The organism is Bacillus sp. ISL-41, from assembly GCF_018613235.1.
Lineage (GTDB): Bacteria > Bacillota > Bacilli > Bacillales > Cytobacillaceae > Mesobacillus.
In genome coordinates this window covers 62096-81969 of record NZ_JAGGQP010000029.1, presented here as the reverse complement: position 1 = coordinate 81969, position 19874 = coordinate 62096, and the positions used below count along the sequence as shown (strand labels likewise).

Annotated in this window: 23 protein-coding genes; 21 read left to right on the top strand and 2 right to left on the bottom strand. The window is 41.3% G+C overall.

The annotated features are described in order from the left end of the window. Positions 1 to 18 precede the first annotated feature (18 nt). The 11 genes from J7I80_RS14570 to J7I80_RS14520 all read left to right on the top strand — a co-directional run bounded on the left by J7I80_RS14570 (position 19) and on the right by J7I80_RS14520 (position 10518). The gene (locus J7I80_RS14570) at positions 19 to 2562 is read left to right on the top strand and encodes a molybdopterin-dependent oxidoreductase (RefSeq protein WP_214739060.1); all 2544 of its coding nucleotides are present in this window, start codon (positions 19 to 21) and stop codon (positions 2560 to 2562) included. 19 nt (positions 2563 to 2581) lie between these two features. Then, on the top strand, positions 2582 to 3265 hold the full coding sequence (locus J7I80_RS14565; RefSeq protein WP_214739059.1) for a 4Fe-4S dicluster domain-containing protein: 684 nt from the start codon (positions 2582 to 2584) through the stop codon (positions 3263 to 3265). A gap of 19 nt (positions 3266 to 3284) precedes the next feature. Continuing rightward, the gene (locus tag J7I80_RS14560) at positions 3285 to 3896 is read left to right on the top strand and encodes a TorD/DmsD family molecular chaperone (protein ID WP_214739058.1); all 612 of its coding nucleotides are present in this window, start codon (positions 3285 to 3287) and stop codon (positions 3894 to 3896) included. Between the two features lie 24 nt (positions 3897 to 3920). After that, positions 3921 to 4997, top strand: a complete 1077-nt coding sequence (locus J7I80_RS14555; protein ID WP_214739057.1) for a 4Fe-4S dicluster domain-containing protein — start codon at positions 3921 to 3923, stop codon at positions 4995 to 4997. Between the two features lie 14 nt (positions 4998 to 5011). After that, complete coding sequence (locus J7I80_RS14550) at positions 5012 to 5206, top strand: twin-arginine translocase TatA/TatE family subunit (RefSeq protein ID WP_023625864.1); 195 nt, start codon at positions 5012 to 5014, stop codon at positions 5204 to 5206. Positions 5207 to 5341: 135 nt separating this feature from the next. Then, positions 5342 to 6265 carry a substrate-binding domain-containing protein gene (locus J7I80_RS14545; RefSeq protein ID WP_214739056.1) on the top strand — a complete coding sequence of 308 codons (924 nt, stop codon included), beginning with the start codon at positions 5342 to 5344 and terminating at the stop codon, positions 6263 to 6265. Further along, entirely contained in the window at positions 6262 to 8145 is a 1884-nt protein-coding gene (locus J7I80_RS14540; RefSeq protein WP_214739055.1) for a histidine kinase, read from the top strand. Before J7I80_RS14545 ends, J7I80_RS14540 begins: the two co-directional genes overlap by 4 nt. Then, on the top strand, positions 8135 to 8782 hold the full coding sequence (locus J7I80_RS14535; RefSeq protein WP_214739054.1) for a response regulator transcription factor: 648 nt from the start codon (positions 8135 to 8137) through the stop codon (positions 8780 to 8782). Before J7I80_RS14540 ends, J7I80_RS14535 begins: the two co-directional genes overlap by 11 nt. Positions 8783 to 8902: 120 nt before the next feature. Then, positions 8903 to 9274: an ArsR/SmtB family transcription factor gene (locus tag J7I80_RS14530; protein ID WP_214739053.1), complete on the top strand. Its 372-nt coding sequence runs from the start codon at positions 8903 to 8905 to the stop codon at positions 9272 to 9274. Beyond that, positions 9267 to 10268 (top strand): permease, encoded by a 1002-nt coding sequence (locus J7I80_RS14525; protein ID WP_214739052.1) that lies wholly within the window; start codon positions 9267 to 9269, stop codon positions 10266 to 10268. The genes J7I80_RS14530 and J7I80_RS14525 overlap by 8 nt, the downstream gene beginning before the upstream one ends. A gap of 19 nt (positions 10269 to 10287) precedes the next feature. Further along, entirely contained in the window at positions 10288 to 10518 is a 231-nt protein-coding gene (locus J7I80_RS14520) for a thioredoxin family protein (protein ID WP_214739051.1), read from the top strand. 152 nt (positions 10519 to 10670) lie between these two features. On the opposite strand, the gene J7I80_RS14515 is transcribed toward J7I80_RS14520, so the two are convergent. Further along, entirely contained in the window at positions 10671 to 10871 is a 201-nt protein-coding gene (locus J7I80_RS14515) for a hypothetical protein (RefSeq protein WP_214739050.1), read from the bottom strand. Positions 10872 to 10885: 14 nt separating this feature from the next. Beyond that, positions 10886 to 11212 carry a YnfA family protein gene (locus tag J7I80_RS14510; protein ID WP_214739225.1) on the bottom strand — a complete coding sequence of 109 codons (327 nt, stop codon included), beginning with the start codon at positions 11210 to 11212 and terminating at the stop codon, positions 10886 to 10888. A gap of 277 nt (positions 11213 to 11489) precedes the next feature. Between J7I80_RS14510 and J7I80_RS14505 the strand changes: the two genes are divergently transcribed. The 10 genes from J7I80_RS14505 to J7I80_RS14460 all read left to right on the top strand — a co-directional run bounded on the left by J7I80_RS14505 (position 11490) and on the right by J7I80_RS14460 (position 19872). Beyond that, positions 11490 to 11834 (top strand): ArsR/SmtB family transcription factor, encoded by a 345-nt coding sequence (locus J7I80_RS14505; protein ID WP_214739049.1) that lies wholly within the window; start codon positions 11490 to 11492, stop codon positions 11832 to 11834. 15 nt (positions 11835 to 11849) lie between these two features. Next, entirely contained in the window at positions 11850 to 13145 is a 1296-nt protein-coding gene (locus J7I80_RS14500) for an arsenic transporter (RefSeq protein ID WP_214739048.1), read from the top strand. Between the two features lie 19 nt (positions 13146 to 13164). Next, the gene (gene arsC, locus J7I80_RS14495) at positions 13165 to 13584 is read left to right on the top strand and encodes an arsenate reductase (thioredoxin) (protein ID WP_214739047.1); all 420 of its coding nucleotides are present in this window, start codon (positions 13165 to 13167) and stop codon (positions 13582 to 13584) included. A 60-nt stretch (positions 13585 to 13644) separates the two neighbouring features. Then, the gene (arsD, locus tag J7I80_RS14490) at positions 13645 to 13998 is read left to right on the top strand and encodes an arsenite efflux transporter metallochaperone ArsD (RefSeq protein ID WP_214739046.1); all 354 of its coding nucleotides are present in this window, start codon (positions 13645 to 13647) and stop codon (positions 13996 to 13998) included. Between the two features lie 15 nt (positions 13999 to 14013). After that, a complete protein-coding gene (gene arsA, locus J7I80_RS14485) occupies positions 14014 to 15783 on the top strand; it encodes an arsenical pump-driving ATPase (protein WP_214739045.1) in 1770 nt (589 codons plus the stop codon). Positions 15784 to 16101: 318 nt separating this feature from the next. Further along, the gene (locus J7I80_RS14480; protein ID WP_214739044.1) at positions 16102 to 16530 is read left to right on the top strand and encodes a protein-tyrosine phosphatase family protein; all 429 of its coding nucleotides are present in this window, start codon (positions 16102 to 16104) and stop codon (positions 16528 to 16530) included. A 43-nt stretch (positions 16531 to 16573) separates the two neighbouring features. Further along, positions 16574 to 17524, top strand: coding sequence for a thioredoxin-disulfide reductase (trxB, locus tag J7I80_RS14475; RefSeq protein ID WP_214739043.1), 951 nt, complete (start codon positions 16574 to 16576; stop codon positions 17522 to 17524). Positions 17525 to 17761: 237 nt separating this feature from the next. After that, positions 17762 to 18892: an NAD(P)-binding domain-containing protein gene (locus J7I80_RS14470; RefSeq protein WP_214739042.1), complete on the top strand. Its 1131-nt coding sequence runs from the start codon at positions 17762 to 17764 to the stop codon at positions 18890 to 18892. Between the two features lie 13 nt (positions 18893 to 18905). Further along, positions 18906 to 19358 carry a MarR family winged helix-turn-helix transcriptional regulator gene (locus tag J7I80_RS14465; RefSeq protein ID WP_214739041.1) on the top strand — a complete coding sequence of 151 codons (453 nt, stop codon included), beginning with the start codon at positions 18906 to 18908 and terminating at the stop codon, positions 19356 to 19358. A gap of 16 nt (positions 19359 to 19374) precedes the next feature. Continuing rightward, complete coding sequence (locus J7I80_RS14460) at positions 19375 to 19872, top strand: arsinothricin resistance N-acetyltransferase ArsN1 family A (RefSeq protein ID WP_251027777.1); 498 nt, start codon at positions 19375 to 19377, stop codon at positions 19870 to 19872. The last annotated feature ends 2 nt before the right edge of the window (positions 19873 to 19874 follow it).

Here is a 19874-nt window from a genome sequence, read left to right as displayed (position 1 = left end):
AAAAGGAGGTCTTTCAAAATGGGAATTTCACGTAGAGGTTTTATAAAAGCATCTGCAGTAACCGGTGCTACTGTTACGGGTTTATCAGCGAATAAACCAATGCTCACTGCATTTTCTGAAACAGAAAAAAAAGAGCAAATAGCTGAAAGTGGAAAATGGCTGGCATCAACCTGCCAGGGATGTACATCATGGTGTCCTGTTCAGGTGTATGTCGAAAATGGCAGGGCGATCAAGGTAAGAGGAAATCCTAACTCCAAAGGTAACCACGGCAAAATCTGTCCAAGACCACATCTGGCCATTCAGCAATTGTATGATCCGGATCGAGTCAAGGTTCCGATGAAGCGTACCAATCCAAAAAAAGGCCGCAACGAAGATCCGAAGTTTGTGCCAATCAGCTGGGAAGAGGCCATTGATGCGGTTACCGATAAAATGATGGAATTGCGCAAGAATCATGAAACACATAAATTTGCGTTACTCAGAGGACGTTATACAGGCGCTGCTGATATTTTTTATAAAGCATTGCCGACGATTTTTGGATCGCCGAACAATATTTCACACAGCGCAATTTGTGCAGAAGCGGAAAAGTTGGGACCTTATGTTACCGAAGCCTACTGGGACTATCGTGATTACGATCTAGAGCACACAAGATATGTCATTATGTGGAGCACTGATCCAGTATCATCAAACAGACAGGTGCCACACGCCATCAGCATGTTCGGAAAAGTACTGGATCAGGCAAAAGTTGCTGTCATCGATCCTCGTCTTTCCGCAACAGCTTCCAAGGCCGACGAGTGGCTGCCAGTCATTCCAGGTCAGGATGGAGCATTGGTTTCAGCCATTGCCCACGTAATTTTAAAAGAAGGAATCTGGAACCGTGAATTTGTCGGTGACTTCAAGGACGGCGAAAACCTATTCGCAAAAGGATCAGCCGTTGATGAAGCATCATTTGTTGAAAACAAGACATACGGAATCGTTAAATGGTGGAATCTTGAACTGAAGGAACGCACGCCTGAGTGGGCTGCTGAAATTGCTGGTGTACCAGCAGAGCAGATTTACCGCGTAGCCAGGGACTTCGCCGAAGCAGCGCCAAGAGCCATCTCATGGCTTGCACCAGGTTCTGCGATGCAGATTCGCGGCGGTTATACTTCCATGGGAGCGCATGCGTTAAATGCCCTTGTAGGTTCAATCGAGAATATCGGCGGTACGAACCGCGGGGAAAAAGTGCCATTACAAGATATACCGGAACTGGATGCATATCTTGACGAGATAGCCAAGAAGGGTAAGAAATACGAGAAAATTGACCAGCGTGGCCGGATTCAGTTCCCTGCCTTCGCGAAAGGCGAACTGCACAAAGGCGTTGTCACGAATAATGTGGCCGATGGGATCCTGAATGAGGATCCTTACGACATCAAGATGGCAATTGGGTATTGGAATAACTTCGTCTTCTCTTGTACCGGAGCACAGCGATGGGAAAAGGCGATGGAAAAAATCCCGTTCTATGTCCATATTACGGTTAACCCGGCGGAAATGACACAGTATGCTGACATTGTTTTGCCTGCCTGCCACCAGCTTTTCGAAAGATGGGGTGTTATAAAGAGCAAGCAAAACATGAATGCGTACGGTTCCATACAACAGCCAGTGGTCGAACCACTATGGGATTGCAAGGTCGATGAGACAGAAATTGGCTGGCTGATAGCAGAAAGCCTTGCAAAGAAAGGCTTCTCCAATGTTTACGATTATTACAGAAATGAATTTGTCGATCCGGAAACAGGTAAGAAGGCAACGAATGAAAAAGAGTTCAATTTAGTTGCTACGAAGTTTTTATCAAAAAAACTCTGGCACCTATCCGAAGAGAAGAAGGGTGACCAAATCAGCAGCTGGCAGGAATTTGTGGACGTGGGCGTATGGAACGCGAAACGGACACCTTATAAGAAGCACTGGGAAGAGGGCTTCGAAACGGCATCAACGAAATTCGAGTTTTACAGTGAAACATTGAAAGGCCTGTTAGATGAGCATGCGAAGGGCCATAACACCAGTATCGACAAAGTGATGGAAGCGATGAAGTATGAAGCAAGAGGCGATCTTGCATTTGTTCCTCACTATGAAGAACCGATCCGTTATGGTGACGAAAAGGAATTCCCGCTTATCTTTACGGAACACCGTTCACGACTCAATCGTGAAGGCCGCTCCGCTAATACAACTTGGTACCAGGAATTCAAGGATGCGGATCCAGGGGATGAAAAATGGGATGACGTTATCAAAATCAATCCAGTAGATTGTAAGAAATATGGTGTTAAATCTGGCGACAAGGTTAAGGTGACATCTGTCCAGGGCTCCATAGAAGTAACGGTAAAAGAGTGGGAAGGAACACGGCCAGGAGTTGCGGTCAAGTGCTACGGCCAGGGACACTGGGCGTACGGAAGAATCGCGACGATGGATTACCAGAAAAAAATTGCCCGTGGAGGCAATAATAACGAAATCCTGCCAAGTGATTACGAACATTTAAGCGGTTCAACTGCCCGTCATGGCGGCCTGGCTCGAATCAAGATCGAGAAAATATAATCTGCTGGAGGTTTGAAAAATGACTAAATACGGAATGGTAATAGATTTGCATAAATGTGTAGGCTGTTCTGGATGTTCGATCGCCTGCAAGAATGAGAATAACGTAGATACCGGAATGTTTTGGGCTCATTACTTCCATGAAACGAAGGGGAGCTTTCCAAACGTAAACTACAAATATGTCCCGACTCTCTGCAATCACTGTGAAGATGCAGCTTGTGTAAGGGTTTGCCCGACGCAGGCGATGTACAAGGATGAGAACGGACTGACACTCCATGACCCGGATAAGTGCATTGGCTGTAAAAGCTGTATGCAAGCTTGTCCATACGGAGTCATCAATTTCAATAAAAACAAACCTCATCGCCGTTGGGAAGAAACGGCAGCTGCCATCAAGGGCGGCACCGCAACCAGTAAAGAGCTGCAGGAAAGAACTGGTCAGCAACTACCTTACTACAATGCGGATCGTGCCTTTACTTATGAAGGCATCAGAAGCAAGGGAATCGTTGAGAAATGTACTTTCTGTGACCATAGAATCAAAGATAATTTAAAACCATACTGTGTTGAATCCTGCCCGGCTGATGCGCGTACATTCGGAGACTTGGACGATCCGAATAGTGACATCAACAAGGTGTTGGCTCAGTATAGCAGCCAAGTGTTGAAACCGGAAAAAGGTACGAAGCCAAGAGTATTTTATGTAAGGGGATAAAAGCAAGGGAGTGGTTTAAATGGTCACGATGCAGAGTGATACTTTCATTTCAATGCGAGCGGAGATATACCGATTGCTTTCGCTGATGTATAAAGAACCTGGCGAAGACTTAAGTCTTTTCGTTCATCTTTTGAGAGAGTCATTGAAGGAATGTGATGACGAAAATCTTTTGAAAGTTAGTGCTGAGATGAAGGGCATATTTGCTGATGGGAATCAGGAACTTACAAATTACGAGATTGAATACGCCAGACTGTTTGTTGGACCATTTAAACTCCTGGCACCTCCTTACTCCTCTATCTATCTAGAGGATAAGTGGGAGGTCATGGGAAGGTCCACCCAAACAATCGAATCGTTTTACCAGCGCGGCGGACTTTGTGTCCAGGCGATGCATTCAAAACCAGCAGATCATATCAGCATCCAGTTTGAGTTCATGTATTATCTGAATTTCAAGCTGATCGAGACAGGCGATTTAGAGTATCTCGAATTGCAAAAAGAGTTCTTGTATAGAATCCTGAGCCATTGGATCCCGAAATTCAATGCCGCTATTCAAGAGCATGCTGAACTGGCAATCTATAAACTTCTCGGCAATCTTACCGAAAGGTTCATCCAGCTGGATTATTCATCACTGTAATAAATGGATTGGAGGGACAGGACAATGTTATTAGTGGATCATCTTATGACAAAATGGCTTGAAGCAAAGCGACTGAAGGTTGACTCGCAGCGCTGCGTTCGCACAAGGAACCGCTTCTCGACTTGCAGCAAATGCACTGATGTATGTCCTGTCTCTGCCATATCACTAGAAAATGGGCTAAGCGTGTTGGAGGATGCTTGCACAGAATGCATGAAATGTACGTCCGTCTGTCCATCGGAAGCTTTATACGATGAGAAATATCTTTCCTATTTCAATGAAATGCCAAGCAGGGAGGTTATCTCCTTTTCCTGCGATCAAGACCGAAGCAATGAGTCATATATCAGGCTTTCGTGCCTTGCTCAGCTCGACTCGGGCCTGCTGATTAACGCATTCAAAAACAGCAGCCACGTGAACGTGCAGTTCCGCGAAGAAAGGTGCAGGCAGTGCAGCAAGTATGATGCTAATCTTAAGACTTCAATTAAAGAAACGATTCATAATTTCAACAGCATGCGCACTCATGAAGCCGAGGTTACTTTTAACGACAAAAGCCAAAGCGATAAAATGGAAAGAAGCTATACCCGCAGGGACCTGATCACTTTTTTCTCGAAAAAGGTGACGAATAAGGTTGTTTCGCCGCTAATTCCAGAAGATGAGGAAATAGAAAATTTGAGGATTTCCTTAAAAAAAGGCCCAATGGCCACTGTCTATCATCGGATTCTGGATAAAAATAAGAACGATTTGCATTCCTATCAAACTTCTGACAACCTGAAGACCATGCAACTTGCATTTACTGAAACATGCAATGGCTGTGGAGCATGTTCCCGAGTTTGTGCAACAGGTGCTTTGAAATTTACTGAGGACGATGTAACCGTCAAGGCTATGTTTCAGCCGATGCTCTGCAATGGCTGTGAATCATGTATCGATCTGTGCAGGATAAAAGGACTGGTAAGACTCGACGACGAAATAGATCTAAAACAATTCCTCGAGAATCAGGAGCAGACCATATTTTATCGAAAATATAAGGAATGTGGCCAATGTGGTGAGCAGCATTTGAGTTCCTCGGTATACTGTGAAGATTGTGAACGAAACATTACTGTATAAAGGATGTGAATAAAATGCTTTCGAATATCGGTATCCCCGGATTGATTATCATCCTCGTTCTGGCGCTGATGATTTTTGGACCGAAAAAATTGCCGGAAATCGGCAGGGCCGTTGGCAACACGTTAAAGGAATTCAAGAAAGCGACGAAAGAACTGGCAGCAGATGAAATAGAAGAAGTGAAAAAAGAAGCTAAAACCGATCATGCATAAACTCCGGCAGCGCCATAATTTGGGGCTGTTTTTTTTGTCTATTTTGTGTTGTTTTCGTACGAAGCCTCCTTTCACAAGGTAGCCACGATATAATTTATACGAACGTATCCAACACCATTGATGGAGGTTTAAAACATGCGAATCAAGGCTTATATGATTCCTATTTTATTAATATTGTTGATTAGCGGCTGTCAGCAGGGAGTCGAGCAAGCCAACATCACTCTGTACACTGATAAAGCGGAAGCTTCTCCATACAAAGAAACCGACCATCACCAAGAAAAAATCACTGTTGCCCTTGCTTCAGTCATATCTCCTAAAGCTTCACTATCAAAGTATGATTACTTACTTGAGTATATCGAATCCCATATCGGTGAGAAAATTGAGATTGTCCAGCGGCAGACATATCAGGAAGTGGATAGCATGCTGAGGAGGGGTGAAGTGGATTTCGCCTTCATATGTTCCCTTTCTTATGTCATCGGTCTGGAAAAAGGATATATTGTGGATGTAGCAGCGCCGGTTGTGAACGGAAGGCCATTATATCAGTCGTACACGATCGTCAATCAGAACAGTCCTTATCAGAACTTGGATGATTTGAAGGGCAAGAGATTTGCTTATACAGATCCCTATTCTTATACAGGCAGATTGAGTATGTTAAGACAATTGGATAAGAAGGGGGAAACCTCAGAACATTTTTTTGGTAAAACTTATTTTACTTACAGCCATGACTATTCGGTAAAGGCGGTTGAATTGGGGATTGTCGATGGTGCAAGCGTGGATGGTGCCATGTTTGACCAGATGCTAGCGACAGAACCTGAATTGAGTGCGCACATCAGGGTCATCGGAACGGGAGATGAAGCAGGTATGCCGCCGGTTGTGGCCTCAAAAAAAGTCGACCCCAAAAAAGTTGAAACTTTTTCTGAGATATTATTCAATTTGGCAAATCACCCCACGGGAAGGCAATTGTTGAAGGAATTGGGTGTCGATCGGTATGTCCCAATCAATCAGCAGGACTATCAAGTAATCAGACAGGATTTATATCTGTTGGGTGAAAGCCTATGAAAAAGCTAAAGCAAAGGTTAATCGATTTTTTATCGAGTGTTTCGATTGAACTTAAAATCTATGGAATGGTCCTGATCGTCGTCCTGATGGTGACAGTCATCAGTCTGATTGTCGTACGGATTTCAATATCCAATACACTGACCATGCAAATTGAAGACCGTGCCAAATCGATCAGCAGTGATATCGCCTCAAGAAGTGTGGATCCCCTGCTGACCCACAATATTTTCGCATTGCAGAGTCTTATTAATGACACAATGAATAGCTATGAAGATATTGAATATATCTTCGTTCTGAATAAAGACGGTGAAGTGGTGGTCCACTCTAAAGATAAAGGTTTTATCAGCCAGGATCTAATCGAAGTAAATCAAGTGAAGTCTGAAGGTTCCATGCTTGAGACCAGCAGTAAGAAGCTTTCTACTGACAAGGGTGTAATCCTGGATTCTGCCTCACCGATCTTCCCTGACTTAGGCGGCACGGTTAGGGCGGGGTTGACTGAACAATCTCTTGAAGAGGCTTTAATGAAGGTAACAAACCAGATGATTTTCACGATGATCGGAGTCATGTTATTATCTGGGATCATTGTCTTTGGACTGACCAGGATACTGACGATCCCGATTTCAAACCTTGTTCATTTGACCAATAAGGTCTATTCGGGAAACTTAGCAGAAAGGATTCGCACCTATCCGAAAGATGAGATCGGAAAATTGACTGCTTCATTCAACAAAATGCTAGATTCTCTGCAGAAATCGGAAAGGGATAAAGAAGTATATATCGAAAAAATAAAAAATCGAAACAAGGAACTTACCTTATTGAATAGTTTGTCCCAGAACCTCAAAGAGCACGTCCAGCTAGAGGCAACGCTTCAGTCATTTGTTCAGCAGCTGGTCCAGGAGCTCGATCTGAAAAGCGCGTTCATCGAAATTGACTGGAAGGAAACGAAGGAGAGGTACTTTAATCATTCCTCTTCATGTGCGATCCGTTGCACCCATTTCAACTCTGACCTTTATACATGCTCAAGGTCGGAGAAGGAAGTATACGCCTTCCAACTGAAAACAGGGAAAGGAAATGACATCGGAAAAATCATCATCTGCAGCACTTCAAGGCTGGATGAAACATTTCTTAAAATTCTTACCTCACTAGCTTCTCAGCTTTCTGTAGCAATTGAGAACCTGGAGCTATGGAAAGAGGTCAAGAAAAAAGAAGAAATCCGCCTAATGTTATTGGAAAAAATCATTCATGTACAAGAAGATGAGCGGAAGAGAATCGCAAGGGAGCTTCATGATGAAACGAGTCACTCCTTGTCTTCGATGCTGGTGGAATTGAAGCTGTTGGAAGAAGGCGATGAAAAGCAAAAACAAAGAACGATTGAAACGCTAAGATCGCTCGTCCGGCAAACGATTGAAGAAGTCCATCATATGGCGTGGCAGCTCAGGCCGAGCATTCTTGATAAATTTGGGCTGAAGGTAGCAATTGAACGGTATGTTGAGGAATTCAGAAAGTCAACGAATATTGATGCTGACCTGGTGATTAACGGCAGCTTTAAATCCTTGAATCCGGGACTGGAAACAGCAATCTTCAGGCTTGTACAGGAATCGCTCACCAATATCACCAAATACGCAAAAGCAGAAAACGTCAGCATCATTGTCCTTTCATCTGGCCAGCAGGTTTCGGTGGTCATTGAAGATGATGGTGTTGGTTTTGATACCCAGTCTGTACTCGGAAATGATCCTTCCAAAGAACACCTTGGCCTGCTTGGAATGCATGAAAGAATTGCACTTTTGAATGGGACGCTTCATATTGAATCTGCAATTGGCGAGGGAACGACAATTTTAGCAAAGGTTCCCCTCTTAACGGATAGGAGTGAAGTCAATGTCAGCTAAATTATTCATAGTCGATGACCATCCTGTGTTTCGCGCCGGCTTGAAAACGATCCTGATGAGTGAAAGTGACTTCGAGATTATCGGAGAGGCTCAGTCCGGCGAAGAAGCTTTGCAAAAACTGAATGAAATGGAGCCTGATATCATTGTCATGGATATCAGCATGCCGGGGAAAGACGGGATTGAAACAACGAAAGAAATCAGGAAATCAAACAGTAAAGTTAAGATTCTGCTGTTGACGATGTTTTCTGATGAAGCCTATCTGAAGGAAGGGCTGGCAGCCGGTGCCCAGGGCTATGTCTTAAAAAGAGCGGTTGATACAGAACTGATCAACGCAATCAGAATTGTGTTAAGCGGGGAGCATTATATTTATCCGACCCTGATTCCTTATCTCTATAAGCAGTCAGATGAGAAAGTCGAAGGGTCAGAAATGGATAAACCCCACCTTAGCCAGCGTGAGACTGAGGTATTGAAATTAATTGCCCTGGGCTATACGCAGAGGGAGATCAGTGAGGAATTGTTCGTATCCATCAAAACGGTGGAAACCTATAAAACGAGGATCATGGAGAAGATTGGGGCAACGAAAAGATCCGGCCTTGTTAAATATGCGATTAAGCATAACCTGATTTCTTATGATTGAGACAATACCATTGCCGGCAGTGAAAAAATCGCTGCCGGCTTTTACATGTCATAAAGTGTTCAAAAACAAAACTACAAAACTAGAAAAATAGTTATAAGATAAAAGTGGGAGGTGCAGTTTATGACTTGCAGAACAGGATGGGAATTAAAATCGTCTGACAGCATGAAGAGAATTATTGATGGGGTTAAGGAAGAATTCCCGCTCGTGAATGCTGAGGAAGAGCTTGAAAGAACGGCATCGTTTTTCAAGGCGCTCGGAGATGAGACCCGAATTAAAATCATGGGCTTGTTATGGTTCGAGGATCTTTGCATGTGTGAAATTGTCGATGGCTTGTCGGGAGCATCCTCAACAATCAGTCATCATTTGAAGATCATGGAAAAGGGTAAGATCATCCAATCAAGAAAAGAAGGTAAGTTCACTGTCTACAGTCTGGATAAAGAAAGGCTGGCACCTCTGATTCCGTATATAAAAGAAGGCGATCTGAATGTTTAATGAACTGGCCAATTGGTTGGTCGTCGATGTCATGAACATGGAGCTGTCCTCAAGACTTGGCGGTGCACTCCACTTTTTCATTTACGACACGACGAAAATTTTATTTTTGCTCGCGGTGATGATTTTCGCAATTTCATTCATCAGGAGCTTTTTCCCACCTGAAAAAGTAAAGGAATGGCTGGAAGGCAGAAGGAAGGGAGCAGCCAGTGTGATGGCGGCTTTTCTTGGAGTGCTATCGCCGTTCTGCTCCTGTTCGACGGTACCTTTATTTATCGGCTTTGTCGAAGCAGGAATCCCTTTAGGCATCACCTTTACGTTCTTGATTTCATCGCCAATCGTTAATGAAATCTCGCTTGTCATGCTGTTTTCCATTTTCGGCTGGAAAGTAGCATTGATTTATGTGCTTGCCGGTATGACTCTGGCAATCGTGGCGGGTGCCATCATTGGCAAGCTGAAGATGGAAAAACATGTGGAATCATATGTTTATGAAATCGCGGCTGGCCAGGAACGAATTCACATGCCAGAGGGAGAAACCAAAACGTTTGTTGAAAAAATTAAAGCAGTGTTCACTTGGGATGAACTTAAGGAAAGAACGACTTTCGCTGCCCGGAATGTAGTGGAAACGGTACAGAAGATTTGGCTCTATCTCTTGATCGGGATTGGCATCGGGGCGTTCATCCACGGATATGCCCCGCAGGATTTGCTAGTCAAATATGCCGGAGAAGGCAATTTCTTCGCGGTTCCGATTGCAACGATTTTAGGCGTGCCCCTTTATTCTAATGCCGTCGGTTCCCTGCCTATAGTCGAAGCATTATTAAACAAAGGTGTAGGAGCAGGTACAGCGCTGGCCTTCATGATGGCCATCACCGCCCTGTCCCTGCCGGAAATGATTTTGCTTAGGAAGGTTATCAAACCAAAGCTGATTGCTGTATTTGTTGGCGTTGTATCCACAGGAATCATCCTGATTGGGTATGGTTTTAACGCAATTCTATAATTATGAGGAGGAAATAATGATGAATATTAAAATACTAGGTACAGGATGCAAAAAATGCCAGGAGCTTGAAAAAAACACACGTGAAGCAGTAAAAGATTTACAGTTGGAAGCTGAAGTGGAAAAAGTAGAGGAAATCAAGGAAATCATGAAATACAAAGTGATGAGCACACCTGCATTAGTAATTGACGGGAATGTGGTTTCCGCGGGGAAGTTGCTTACTATCAATGAATTGAAAAAGATGCTGTCTTAGTTTAAATCTACCAAAAAAGAACTATAGTGAAAAAGCGCTTAAATTTTTCTAATTCTAAGCGCTTTTCTTTCACTTTACTACTATGGATCAAGTGGACGTTGTTTTAAGGATGTTAAGTAAAGAGTAACCTACTCTTCTTTTAAAGGCATTTGTCAGCCCCCTTCAATACAAGTTGCAGTAGAACTTCCTACAATAGAATTTAGTTCTTGAAGCAGCAAAACCAAAAGGTCATTGTTGACCAGAGTTTCCAAAGATTGATTTACAAGAGGAATATTATACTTTGTAAAAACAACTGCTGTATTTTCCCAAACATCGACAATTGCTCTTGGTGACATATTAGCTTGTATGACCATCAAAGATTCTCCTTCTAGTGGCGTGGTGAAAATAACATTACTGAAACGCCAAGAATACATATTCCTGCACCTAACCAATCGTATAAATAAGGTGTTTTTTTATCAATTCCCCATCCCCATAAAACGGATAAGACAATAAACACTCCACCATAAGCCGCATAAACTCTGCCGAATGATGGAAATGTCTGAAATGTCGCTATAACACCGTAGAGAGCTAAGGCAATCCCGCCAGCTAATCCCCAGTAATATGGTTTTCCTTCTCTTAGCCATAGCCAAATTAAGTAGCCTCCGCCAATTTCAGCTAAACCAGCAAATAAAAACAATATAATTGCATGTAAAATTCTAATCACTTCCTAAACCAATTTACTTTTTGGCTTTCCTTTTAAAGTATCTACTAATCCTTCCAATAAAAACTGACGACAATACACCAATAGCTTAAATGTTTATGATGTAATTATATCTTAGTTCTTTAAATAATTTTCAAGTTCATAAAACAGTTTGTTGGGAGCAAACTAACAATTAGAAAATTTACATTAGCTTAATATTTATTTTACATATAATCACTTGATTATATAAGTGTATTATTATATTATGATTCCGTGATGGAGGTAATGTGCGATGATAAAACAAAGTATAGATATTGAACATGCTGCAGCTTTGCTAAAGCTTCTCGGTGACAAAACAAGATTAACTATGGTGAAGATCCTAGCCGACCATGATTGCTGTGTTTGTGAATTTGTAGAGATTTTCGATACAAGTCAGCCGGCTATCAGCCAGCATATCCGAAAATTAAAGGATGCTGGTTTGGTAAAAGAAAGCAGGAGAGGACAATGGATCTTTTACTCGCTTAATCAGGAGTATGAGCAATTTGATTTTGTACAATTGCTTTTAAATGCACTGCCTAGTCAGGAAGAAAAATTAACAGAACTTGAAAAGCAAGGTAAACGAATTTCTTGTGAATAACGGAGGTGTTTGAAATTGTCATTAGCAATTATAGCGTCACTTATCTTCCTTGTGACACTGACTTTGGTAATATGGCAGCCTAAAGGGCTGGGAATTGGCTGGTCAGCGGTAGGTGGAGCGATTTTGGCCCTAATCTTTGGGGTTGTCGATTTCCAGGACGTTATTGATGTTACCGGGATTGTATGGAATGCGACACTAGCATTTATCGCTATCATTATTATTTCCCTCATTTTAGACGAAATTGGATTTTTTGAATGGTCTGCATTGCACATGGCACGAGCTGCAAAAGGCAACGGTATTAAGATGTTTGTTTACGTGTCCCTGCTGGGTGCAGCCGTAGCCGCGTTGTTTGCGAACGATGGGGCGGCCTTGATTTTGACACCAATTGTTTTGGCGATGGTGCGGAATCTGAAATTTGAAGAAAAAATGGTGTTCCCTTTTATCATCGCGAGTGGATTCATTGCCGATACGACTTCATTGCCATTAGTAGTAAGTAACTTGGTAAATATAGTCTCCGCCGATTTCTTTGATATTGGATTCGTCGAATATGCTTCTCGAATGATCGTGCCAAACTTCTTCTCTTTAGCAGCAAGTATTTTGGTTCTATATTTATTCTTCCGTAAAAGCATCCCAAAGAACTATGAGATGTCTGATTTGAAGAAGCCGGTAGAAGCAATCAAGGATATGAAAATGTTCCGCTTATCATGGATTGTATTGGGAATCCTGCTTGTCGGTTATTTCGCAAGTGAATTCCTGAACATCCCGGTATCGTTTATAGCCGGTATTGTTGCCATTTTCTTTTTGATAATGGCTAGAAGAAGCCCTGCAGTCCACACTTCAAATGTAGTAAAAGGAGCACCGTGGGCAATCGTTTTCTTCTCGATTGGAATGTACGTAGTTGTTTACGGACTGCGTAACGCTGGTTTGACTAATATCCTTGCAGATTTTATCCAGGCTGCGGCTGATCAGGGCTTGTTTGTTGCTACAATCGGTATGGGCTTTATTGCAGCGATTTTATCTTCAGTCATGAACAATATGCCAACAGTCATGATAGACGCTTTGGCGATTGCAGATACTAACACAACAGGAGTAATCCGCGAAGCACTTATTTACGCAAATGTCATTGGGTCTGATTTGGGTCCGAAGATTACTCCGATTGGTTCATTGGCAACACTACTATGGCTCCACGTTCTTTCTTTGAAAGGCGTAAAAATTTCATGGGGCACTTATTTTAAAACAGGAATCATTTTAACCATTCCTACTTTGTTCATTACACTTGTAGGACTATATATTTGGTTACTAATTATCTAACAAAGGGAGCGAATTAACGATGTCTAAAAAAACACTCTACTTTTTATGTACCGGAAACTCTTGCAGAAGCCAAATGGCAGAAGGTTGGGCTAAACAATATCTTGGAGATGAGTGGGAAGTTAAGAGTGCTGGTCTAGAAGCGCACGGCTTAAATCCTAATGCAGTTAAAGCGATGAAAGAAGCTGGAGTAGATATCTCCAACCACACATCTGATGTGATTGACCCTCAAATCCTGAATAACGCTGATCTAGTCGTTACTCTTTGTGGCCATGCAGATGAGCATTGCCCAATGACACCACCACACGTAAAACGTGAGCATTGGGGTTTTGATGACCCAGCAAAAGCTGAAGGTACAGATGAAGAGAAATGGGCTTTCTTCCAGCGTGTACGTGATGAGATTAAAGACCGAATCAAAACATTTGCGAAAACAGGTAAGTAAATCTTATTAGCCAAGAGGTATATTCTCTTGGCTATTTTCAAAACTAAAGGAGTTTTTTGAATGAAAAAAGTCGAAATCTTTGATCCTGCATTATGTTGTCCTACTGGAGTATGTGGACCAAGTGTTGATCCGGAATTAACAAGGATGGCTTCTGCAGTATTCCTTTTACAAAAAAAGGGTTTTGATATTTCTCGATACAACTTGGCAAACGAGCCGGGAAAATTCGCGGAAAATGAGGCTGTAAATAAAATACTTCATGAAAAAGGTGCAGATGCATTGCCAGTTACGTTATTAGATGGAGAGATTATTGCATTAGGGAAGTATCCTACAAATGAAAAGCTCTCAGAATGGTCAGGTTTAAGTATTTCTGAACTTAAAGAAAAGAAATCCGTTAAGAAAATTGATTTCAAGTAAGAAAGAAGTGAAAACATGTACCAACCTTTTAATCCTAAAGTAGCGGTTAACACCCCATTTCTATTTTTTACAGGTAAAGGCGGAGTAGGGAAAACATCTACAGCATGTGCGACTGCCGTTTTTTTAGCTGATCAAGGAAAAAAAGTATTGTTAGTTAGTACAGATCCGGCATCTAATCTTCAAGATGTTTTAGATATTGAATTATCAAATACTCCATTAGCTATACCAAGTGTAAATAATCTTTTTGCATGTAATTTAGATCCTGAAGAGGCGGCAAAAACTTACCGAGAAAAAGTGGTTGGCCCATACCGAAGGAAGCTTCCTGATTCTGTTGTATTAACAATGGAGGAGCAGTTATCCGGTGCTTGTACAGTTGAAATAGCTGCTTTTGATGAATTTACTAGTTTGCTTGCAGATCCAGCAATTGCAGAAGGGTATGACCATATCATTTTTGATACAGCGCCAACGGGACATACATTGAGACTTCTTCAACTTCCTACTGCATGGACAGGATTTCTAGAAGAGAGCACACATGGAGCTTCTTGTTTGGGGCCTCTATCAGGGCTTTCAGAAAAGAAGGATATTTACTCTAAGACAGTAGCTGCACTATCAGACCCTGCTAAAACCACTTTAATCATGGTGACAAGGCCGGATGAATCATCCTTATTCGAAGCTGATAGAGCCTCACAAGAATTGAGAGAGATTGGGATAACTAAACAATTGCTTATTATCAATGGCCTGATGAAGGATTATGTTCCGAGTGATGAGGTTTCCACCTCTTTTTATCAAAAGCAGCGAAATGCACTAAATATGTTACCCGATTCATTAAAGCAAGTACCAACTTTCAGCTTGCCATTTGTCTCTTATTCTCTAACAGGCATTGGGAATCTTCGCTTTCTATTAAAACATTATACGATGCCAGCTTCAGAAACACTTTCTGCAACGCAAAAGCATGAACTAGTTGGTTTGAAAGAAGTCATTAATGATTTCTCCATCAATGGGACCAGGGTTATTTTAACCATGGGCAAAGGCGGAGTAGGGAAAACGACGATGGCATCGACAATTGCACTTGGACTAGTGGAAGAGGGAAAGAAAGTTCATTTAACTACCACTGACCCGGCGGCACATCTTGAATTTATGTTCCGGGATGAAAAAATTAATGAGTTGCTAACCATCAGTAGAATTGATCCCAAGCATGAAGTGGAAGCTTACAAAAATGAAGTTCTTTCTAGAGCCAGCGAAGAGTTAGATGAAGCGGGTATTGCTTATCTTGAAGAAGATTTGAATTCTCCATGTACAGAGGAAATCGCTATTTTCCGAGCGTTTGCAGAAGTTGTGAACTGTTCACAGGATGAAATCGTCGTTATTGATACTGCACCCACTGGCCATACTTTACTGCTGTTAGATGCTGCCCAGTCTTATCATAAAGAACTAGCACGTTCTACAGGTGAAGTACCAGAGAGCGTGGAAAAGCTTTTGCCCCGCTTAAGAAATACACAAGAGACGAGTGTAGTAATCGTCACTTTGGCAGAAGCTACACCTGTTCTGGAAGCGAGCCGTTTACAGGAAGATTTAAAGCGTGCTGGCATTCAGCCTAAATGGTGGGTAGTAAATCAAAGTCTGTATGCTACTAAAACTATTGATCCTGTTTTAAGTGGGAGAGTTGTATCAGAAGAAAAATGGATCGAGAAAGTAGATAAGGAACTAGCTGTTAAATGTGCAATTGTTCCGCTTATTAACCAAGATAATTCGGGTTATAAACACTTGCAAAATTACTTAAAATAAATTTTTGAAGGGTTGAGAAATAATGCAAATCACCAATGATGCGCGTGATCTTTTGAATCAAGTATTTCAGGATCAAGCTGCCAGTGGCATCCGCGTTTACTTTGCGGGCTTTGGCTGAGGAAAACCACAGGTTGGTCTGGCTCTGGATGAGCCGGAAGCAGAGGATAAAGTAGTAACTATAAATGAAATCAAGGTTGCAATAGACCTGAATATTGAAGAACATATCGAGGGTCTAACATTAGATGTGTCAGAAGATAAAAATGCATTTGTTTTGCTAGGAAACGAAAGTGATTGCTGTTAATTAGGGAGGATTTAATAATGAGTGAAAAAAACTATCATGCACTAATTAAGGATCGTATTTTTATTGGCGGTGCAGATGATGTCCATGACGTAATGCAAAATGAAAAGGTAGATGTCATCTTCGATTTGCGTGCAGAAGCCCCTGAAGAAGCTTCTGATTATAACCGTATTCATAGTCCAATAGTGGACGATGAAGAGCGTCAAGAGGAAGCTATTAAGAAGGCGATAAATGAAGTTGTGAATGCCTACAACGAAGGAAAGAAGATTTATTTTCACTGCATGGGAGGCAGCAATCGCACAGGGACGGTTGCAGTTGGAACACTTCTCGATTTGGGTATAGCTGATACTATTGACGCAGCAGAGGAAGTAGCAAAGTCAGTTAGACCAAAAATTAATGTGAAACCAGAGATGAAGGAAGCATTAAAGAACATCTATCCGAACGCTTAAGGGAAACGAAGGTTCATAACAGTTAATTTGGGAGGAGAAAAATATGTCAGTAGATACTATATATGACGTTATCATTATCGGGGCTGGACCTGCTGGAATGACTGCAGCTGTTTATACTTCACGTGCCAACCTATCCACTCTTATGATTGAACGCGGAGTTCCTGGAGGGCAGATGGTTAACACGGAAGAAGTAGAAAACTACCCAGGCTTTGACCATATACTTGGACCGGATCTTTCTACAAAGATGTTTGAGCATGCCAAAAAGTTTGGTGCAGAATATGCTTATGGTGATGTGAAAGAAATCATCGATGGCAAGGAATATAAGACAGTAGTTGCTGGAGCTAAACAATACAAAGCGCGTGCACTAATCATCTCGGCAGGAGCAGAGTATAAGAAGTTAGGTGCACCAGGTGAAGCAGAGCTTGGAGGCCGGGGAGTCTCCTATTGTGCAGTTTGTGATGGCGCATTCTTTAAAGGGAAAGAACTTGTAGTAGTTGGCGGTGGAGATTCTGCTGTCGAAGAAGCAGTCTATTTAACAAGATTTGCCACAAAAGTAACAGTCGTTCATCGAAGAGATGAGCTGCGTGCCCAACCTATACTCCAAGATCGAGCATTTGCAAATGATAAAATTGACTTTATTTGGAATCACACCGTTAAACAGATCAATGAAAAAGACGGCAAGGTAGGCAGTGTAACTCTAGAGTCCACTAAGAATGGTGAAGAGATGGATTTCAATACTGACGGTGTATTTATTTATATCGGAATGCTTCCATTGACTAAGCCATTTGAAAAGCTAGGTATAACGAATACCAACGGTTATATAGAGACAAATGAATTAATGGAAACCAAGGTACCAGGAATATTTGCTGCAGGCGATATCCGTGAAAAAACACTTAGACAAATCGTTACAGCAACTGGAGATGGCAGTATCGCAGCTCAACAAGCACAGCATTATGTAGAAGAATTGCTGGAAGAGATAAAGGTACAAAATTAATGAGGACCGCAAAGCCACATGGGCTTTGCGGTTTTTTATCATTTTGTCCATACACATACTTCAATTCAACCCTGAAGTTAAGCCTTAAAGGTATTTTTAAAATTAATCAAAAAAAATTGATGAATATTAGTTGTAAAATGCAAATATAAATGTTATAAATTAACTATAATTAAATTGATTTTTGTTGAATTTCAGACCATTAAGATTGTAATTTGCAAATAAAAAGGAGATGTTAGAATGTTGGATTTAATTATTATTGGTTCGGGTCCATTTGGAATTTCGTTAGCTTCTCATGCTGTGTCTAACAATCTGGAATACAAACTGTTTGGCTATCCAATGGATTTTTGGAAAAATCAAATGCCACAAGACATGTTCATTCGAACACCACATGAATTTGTTAGTTTTTCTGACTCGAAGGATGAGTTAACTGTTCAACAATTTTCATTGGAAACTGATATTGAACTCGTTACACCACTTCCAAGGCCCATTTTTGTTCAGTATGCAAACTGGTTTGCACAGAAATCAGGTATTGAATTTACTCCTAATAAGATCATCAAAGTAGAAAACCAGGAAGGGTACTACGAAGTAACTAGTGAAACTGGTGAACAATACAAGGCAAAGAATGTTGTAGTAGCAACAGGTGTGGAACATTATAAGTATCTTCCTGATTTCCTGAAACAGTTACCGTCTCAATTGGTATCCCATACATCAGGCTACACGAGCTTTTCTCATTTCAAGGGTAAGAGAGTAGTTGTTTTAGGTAGCGGTCAAAGCGCATGGGAGGCTGCTGGGTTATTGCATAGAGAGGGGGCGAATGTTGAATTGGTATATCGCAAGGAAGCTCCTAACTACGCAGGCAGTAGAGAAAATGAAATTGCACTTAGAGACGTTGGAGATGTCTTTTATCAACTTCCAATTGAAGAAAAAAAACAGGGTTGGGGACAATCTCCAGGAAGTGTTGCCCACTTTTTAAAACCATATGTTGAAGGGATTGTTCCTCAAAATACAGGGGTTTCGATTGAACAAATTGAACTGATAAATGAAGATGAGGTCAGGATTGTCCTATCAGATGGGACCGAGAAAATTGTGGATCATATTATTGCAGCAACTGGCTTCCGTATCGATTTAGATAAAGTTCCATTTTTTGATGAGGAGTTATTATCTATTATTGATCGTGAAGATGGCTATTCTCAGTTCCCTAAATTAAACGAATCCTTCGAATCAAGTTTGTCAGGTTTATATTTTGCGGGCCCATTATCTTCACATAGTCATGGACCAACATTTAGATTTATTCTGGGGTTAAGGAAGACCGCATTTTCTATTATTCCTTCGGTAATGGCGAAGAAAAATAATTTTGTGAACATTTAAGGAGCATTAAACGATGAGAAGATCCTTTCAAGAAATAACTCGAAGTTTTGGTTTATTAAATAAAACCTGTTGTTCTGTTGACGGAGTGGATGTGAATGCTGCTCAAAGCCACATTCTTTATGAGATCAGTGTCAATGATAATCCCTCTATACAGAAGGTAGCAGATTTACTAGGTATTGATATTACGACTTTCAGCAGGCAGATTCAAACACTTGTAAAAATGGAATTGGTTAAAAAGTTGCCATCGAAGGAAGATAAAAGGTCCAGTATTCTGGCTTTAACTAAAAAGGGAGAAAAAGTCGCAGAAGAAATTGATCGGCAGGTTAATGAATATCTAGAAGCTATCTTTAACCAAATGACTGACTTTGAGCGAGAAACTGTCCAAAGAGCTATTCATCTAGTTGCGAAAGTGATGACAAGCTCACCTGTATTTTGCGGTACAAATAAAGATGGTGGCAGTTGTTAAACAGGGGGAATTACAGTTGAATGAAACCGTTATTCGAGTAGCTAATCCAGAAGATGTAGATGAGATCTTAACCATCTATAACGAAGGAATATCTGACCGTATCGCTACATTGGAGACTACAGCAAAAGATCAAGTTTACATGATAGAGTGGCTGAATAAACATACTGACAGATATAAAGTTATTGTGGCTGAATTTGATGGGAAGGTAATTGGCTGGGCTAGCTTAAATCAATACAATAACCGGGAGGCCTACAAAGGTGTAGCTGACCTTTCGGTTTACATCAAAAGAGAATATAGAGGCAAAGGGATAGGCTGCAAATTGATTACTTTTATTGAATCAGTGGCCAAAGAATATGGCTTTCATAAAATTGTTCTTTTCACTTTTGCTTTTAACGAATTAGGGCAAGGTCTATATAGAAAAAAAGGATATCGAGAAGTAGGTGTATTTCAGAACCAAGGTATGCTAGATGGAAAATTCGTCGATGTAATTGCGATGGAAAAATTAATATATTAGGG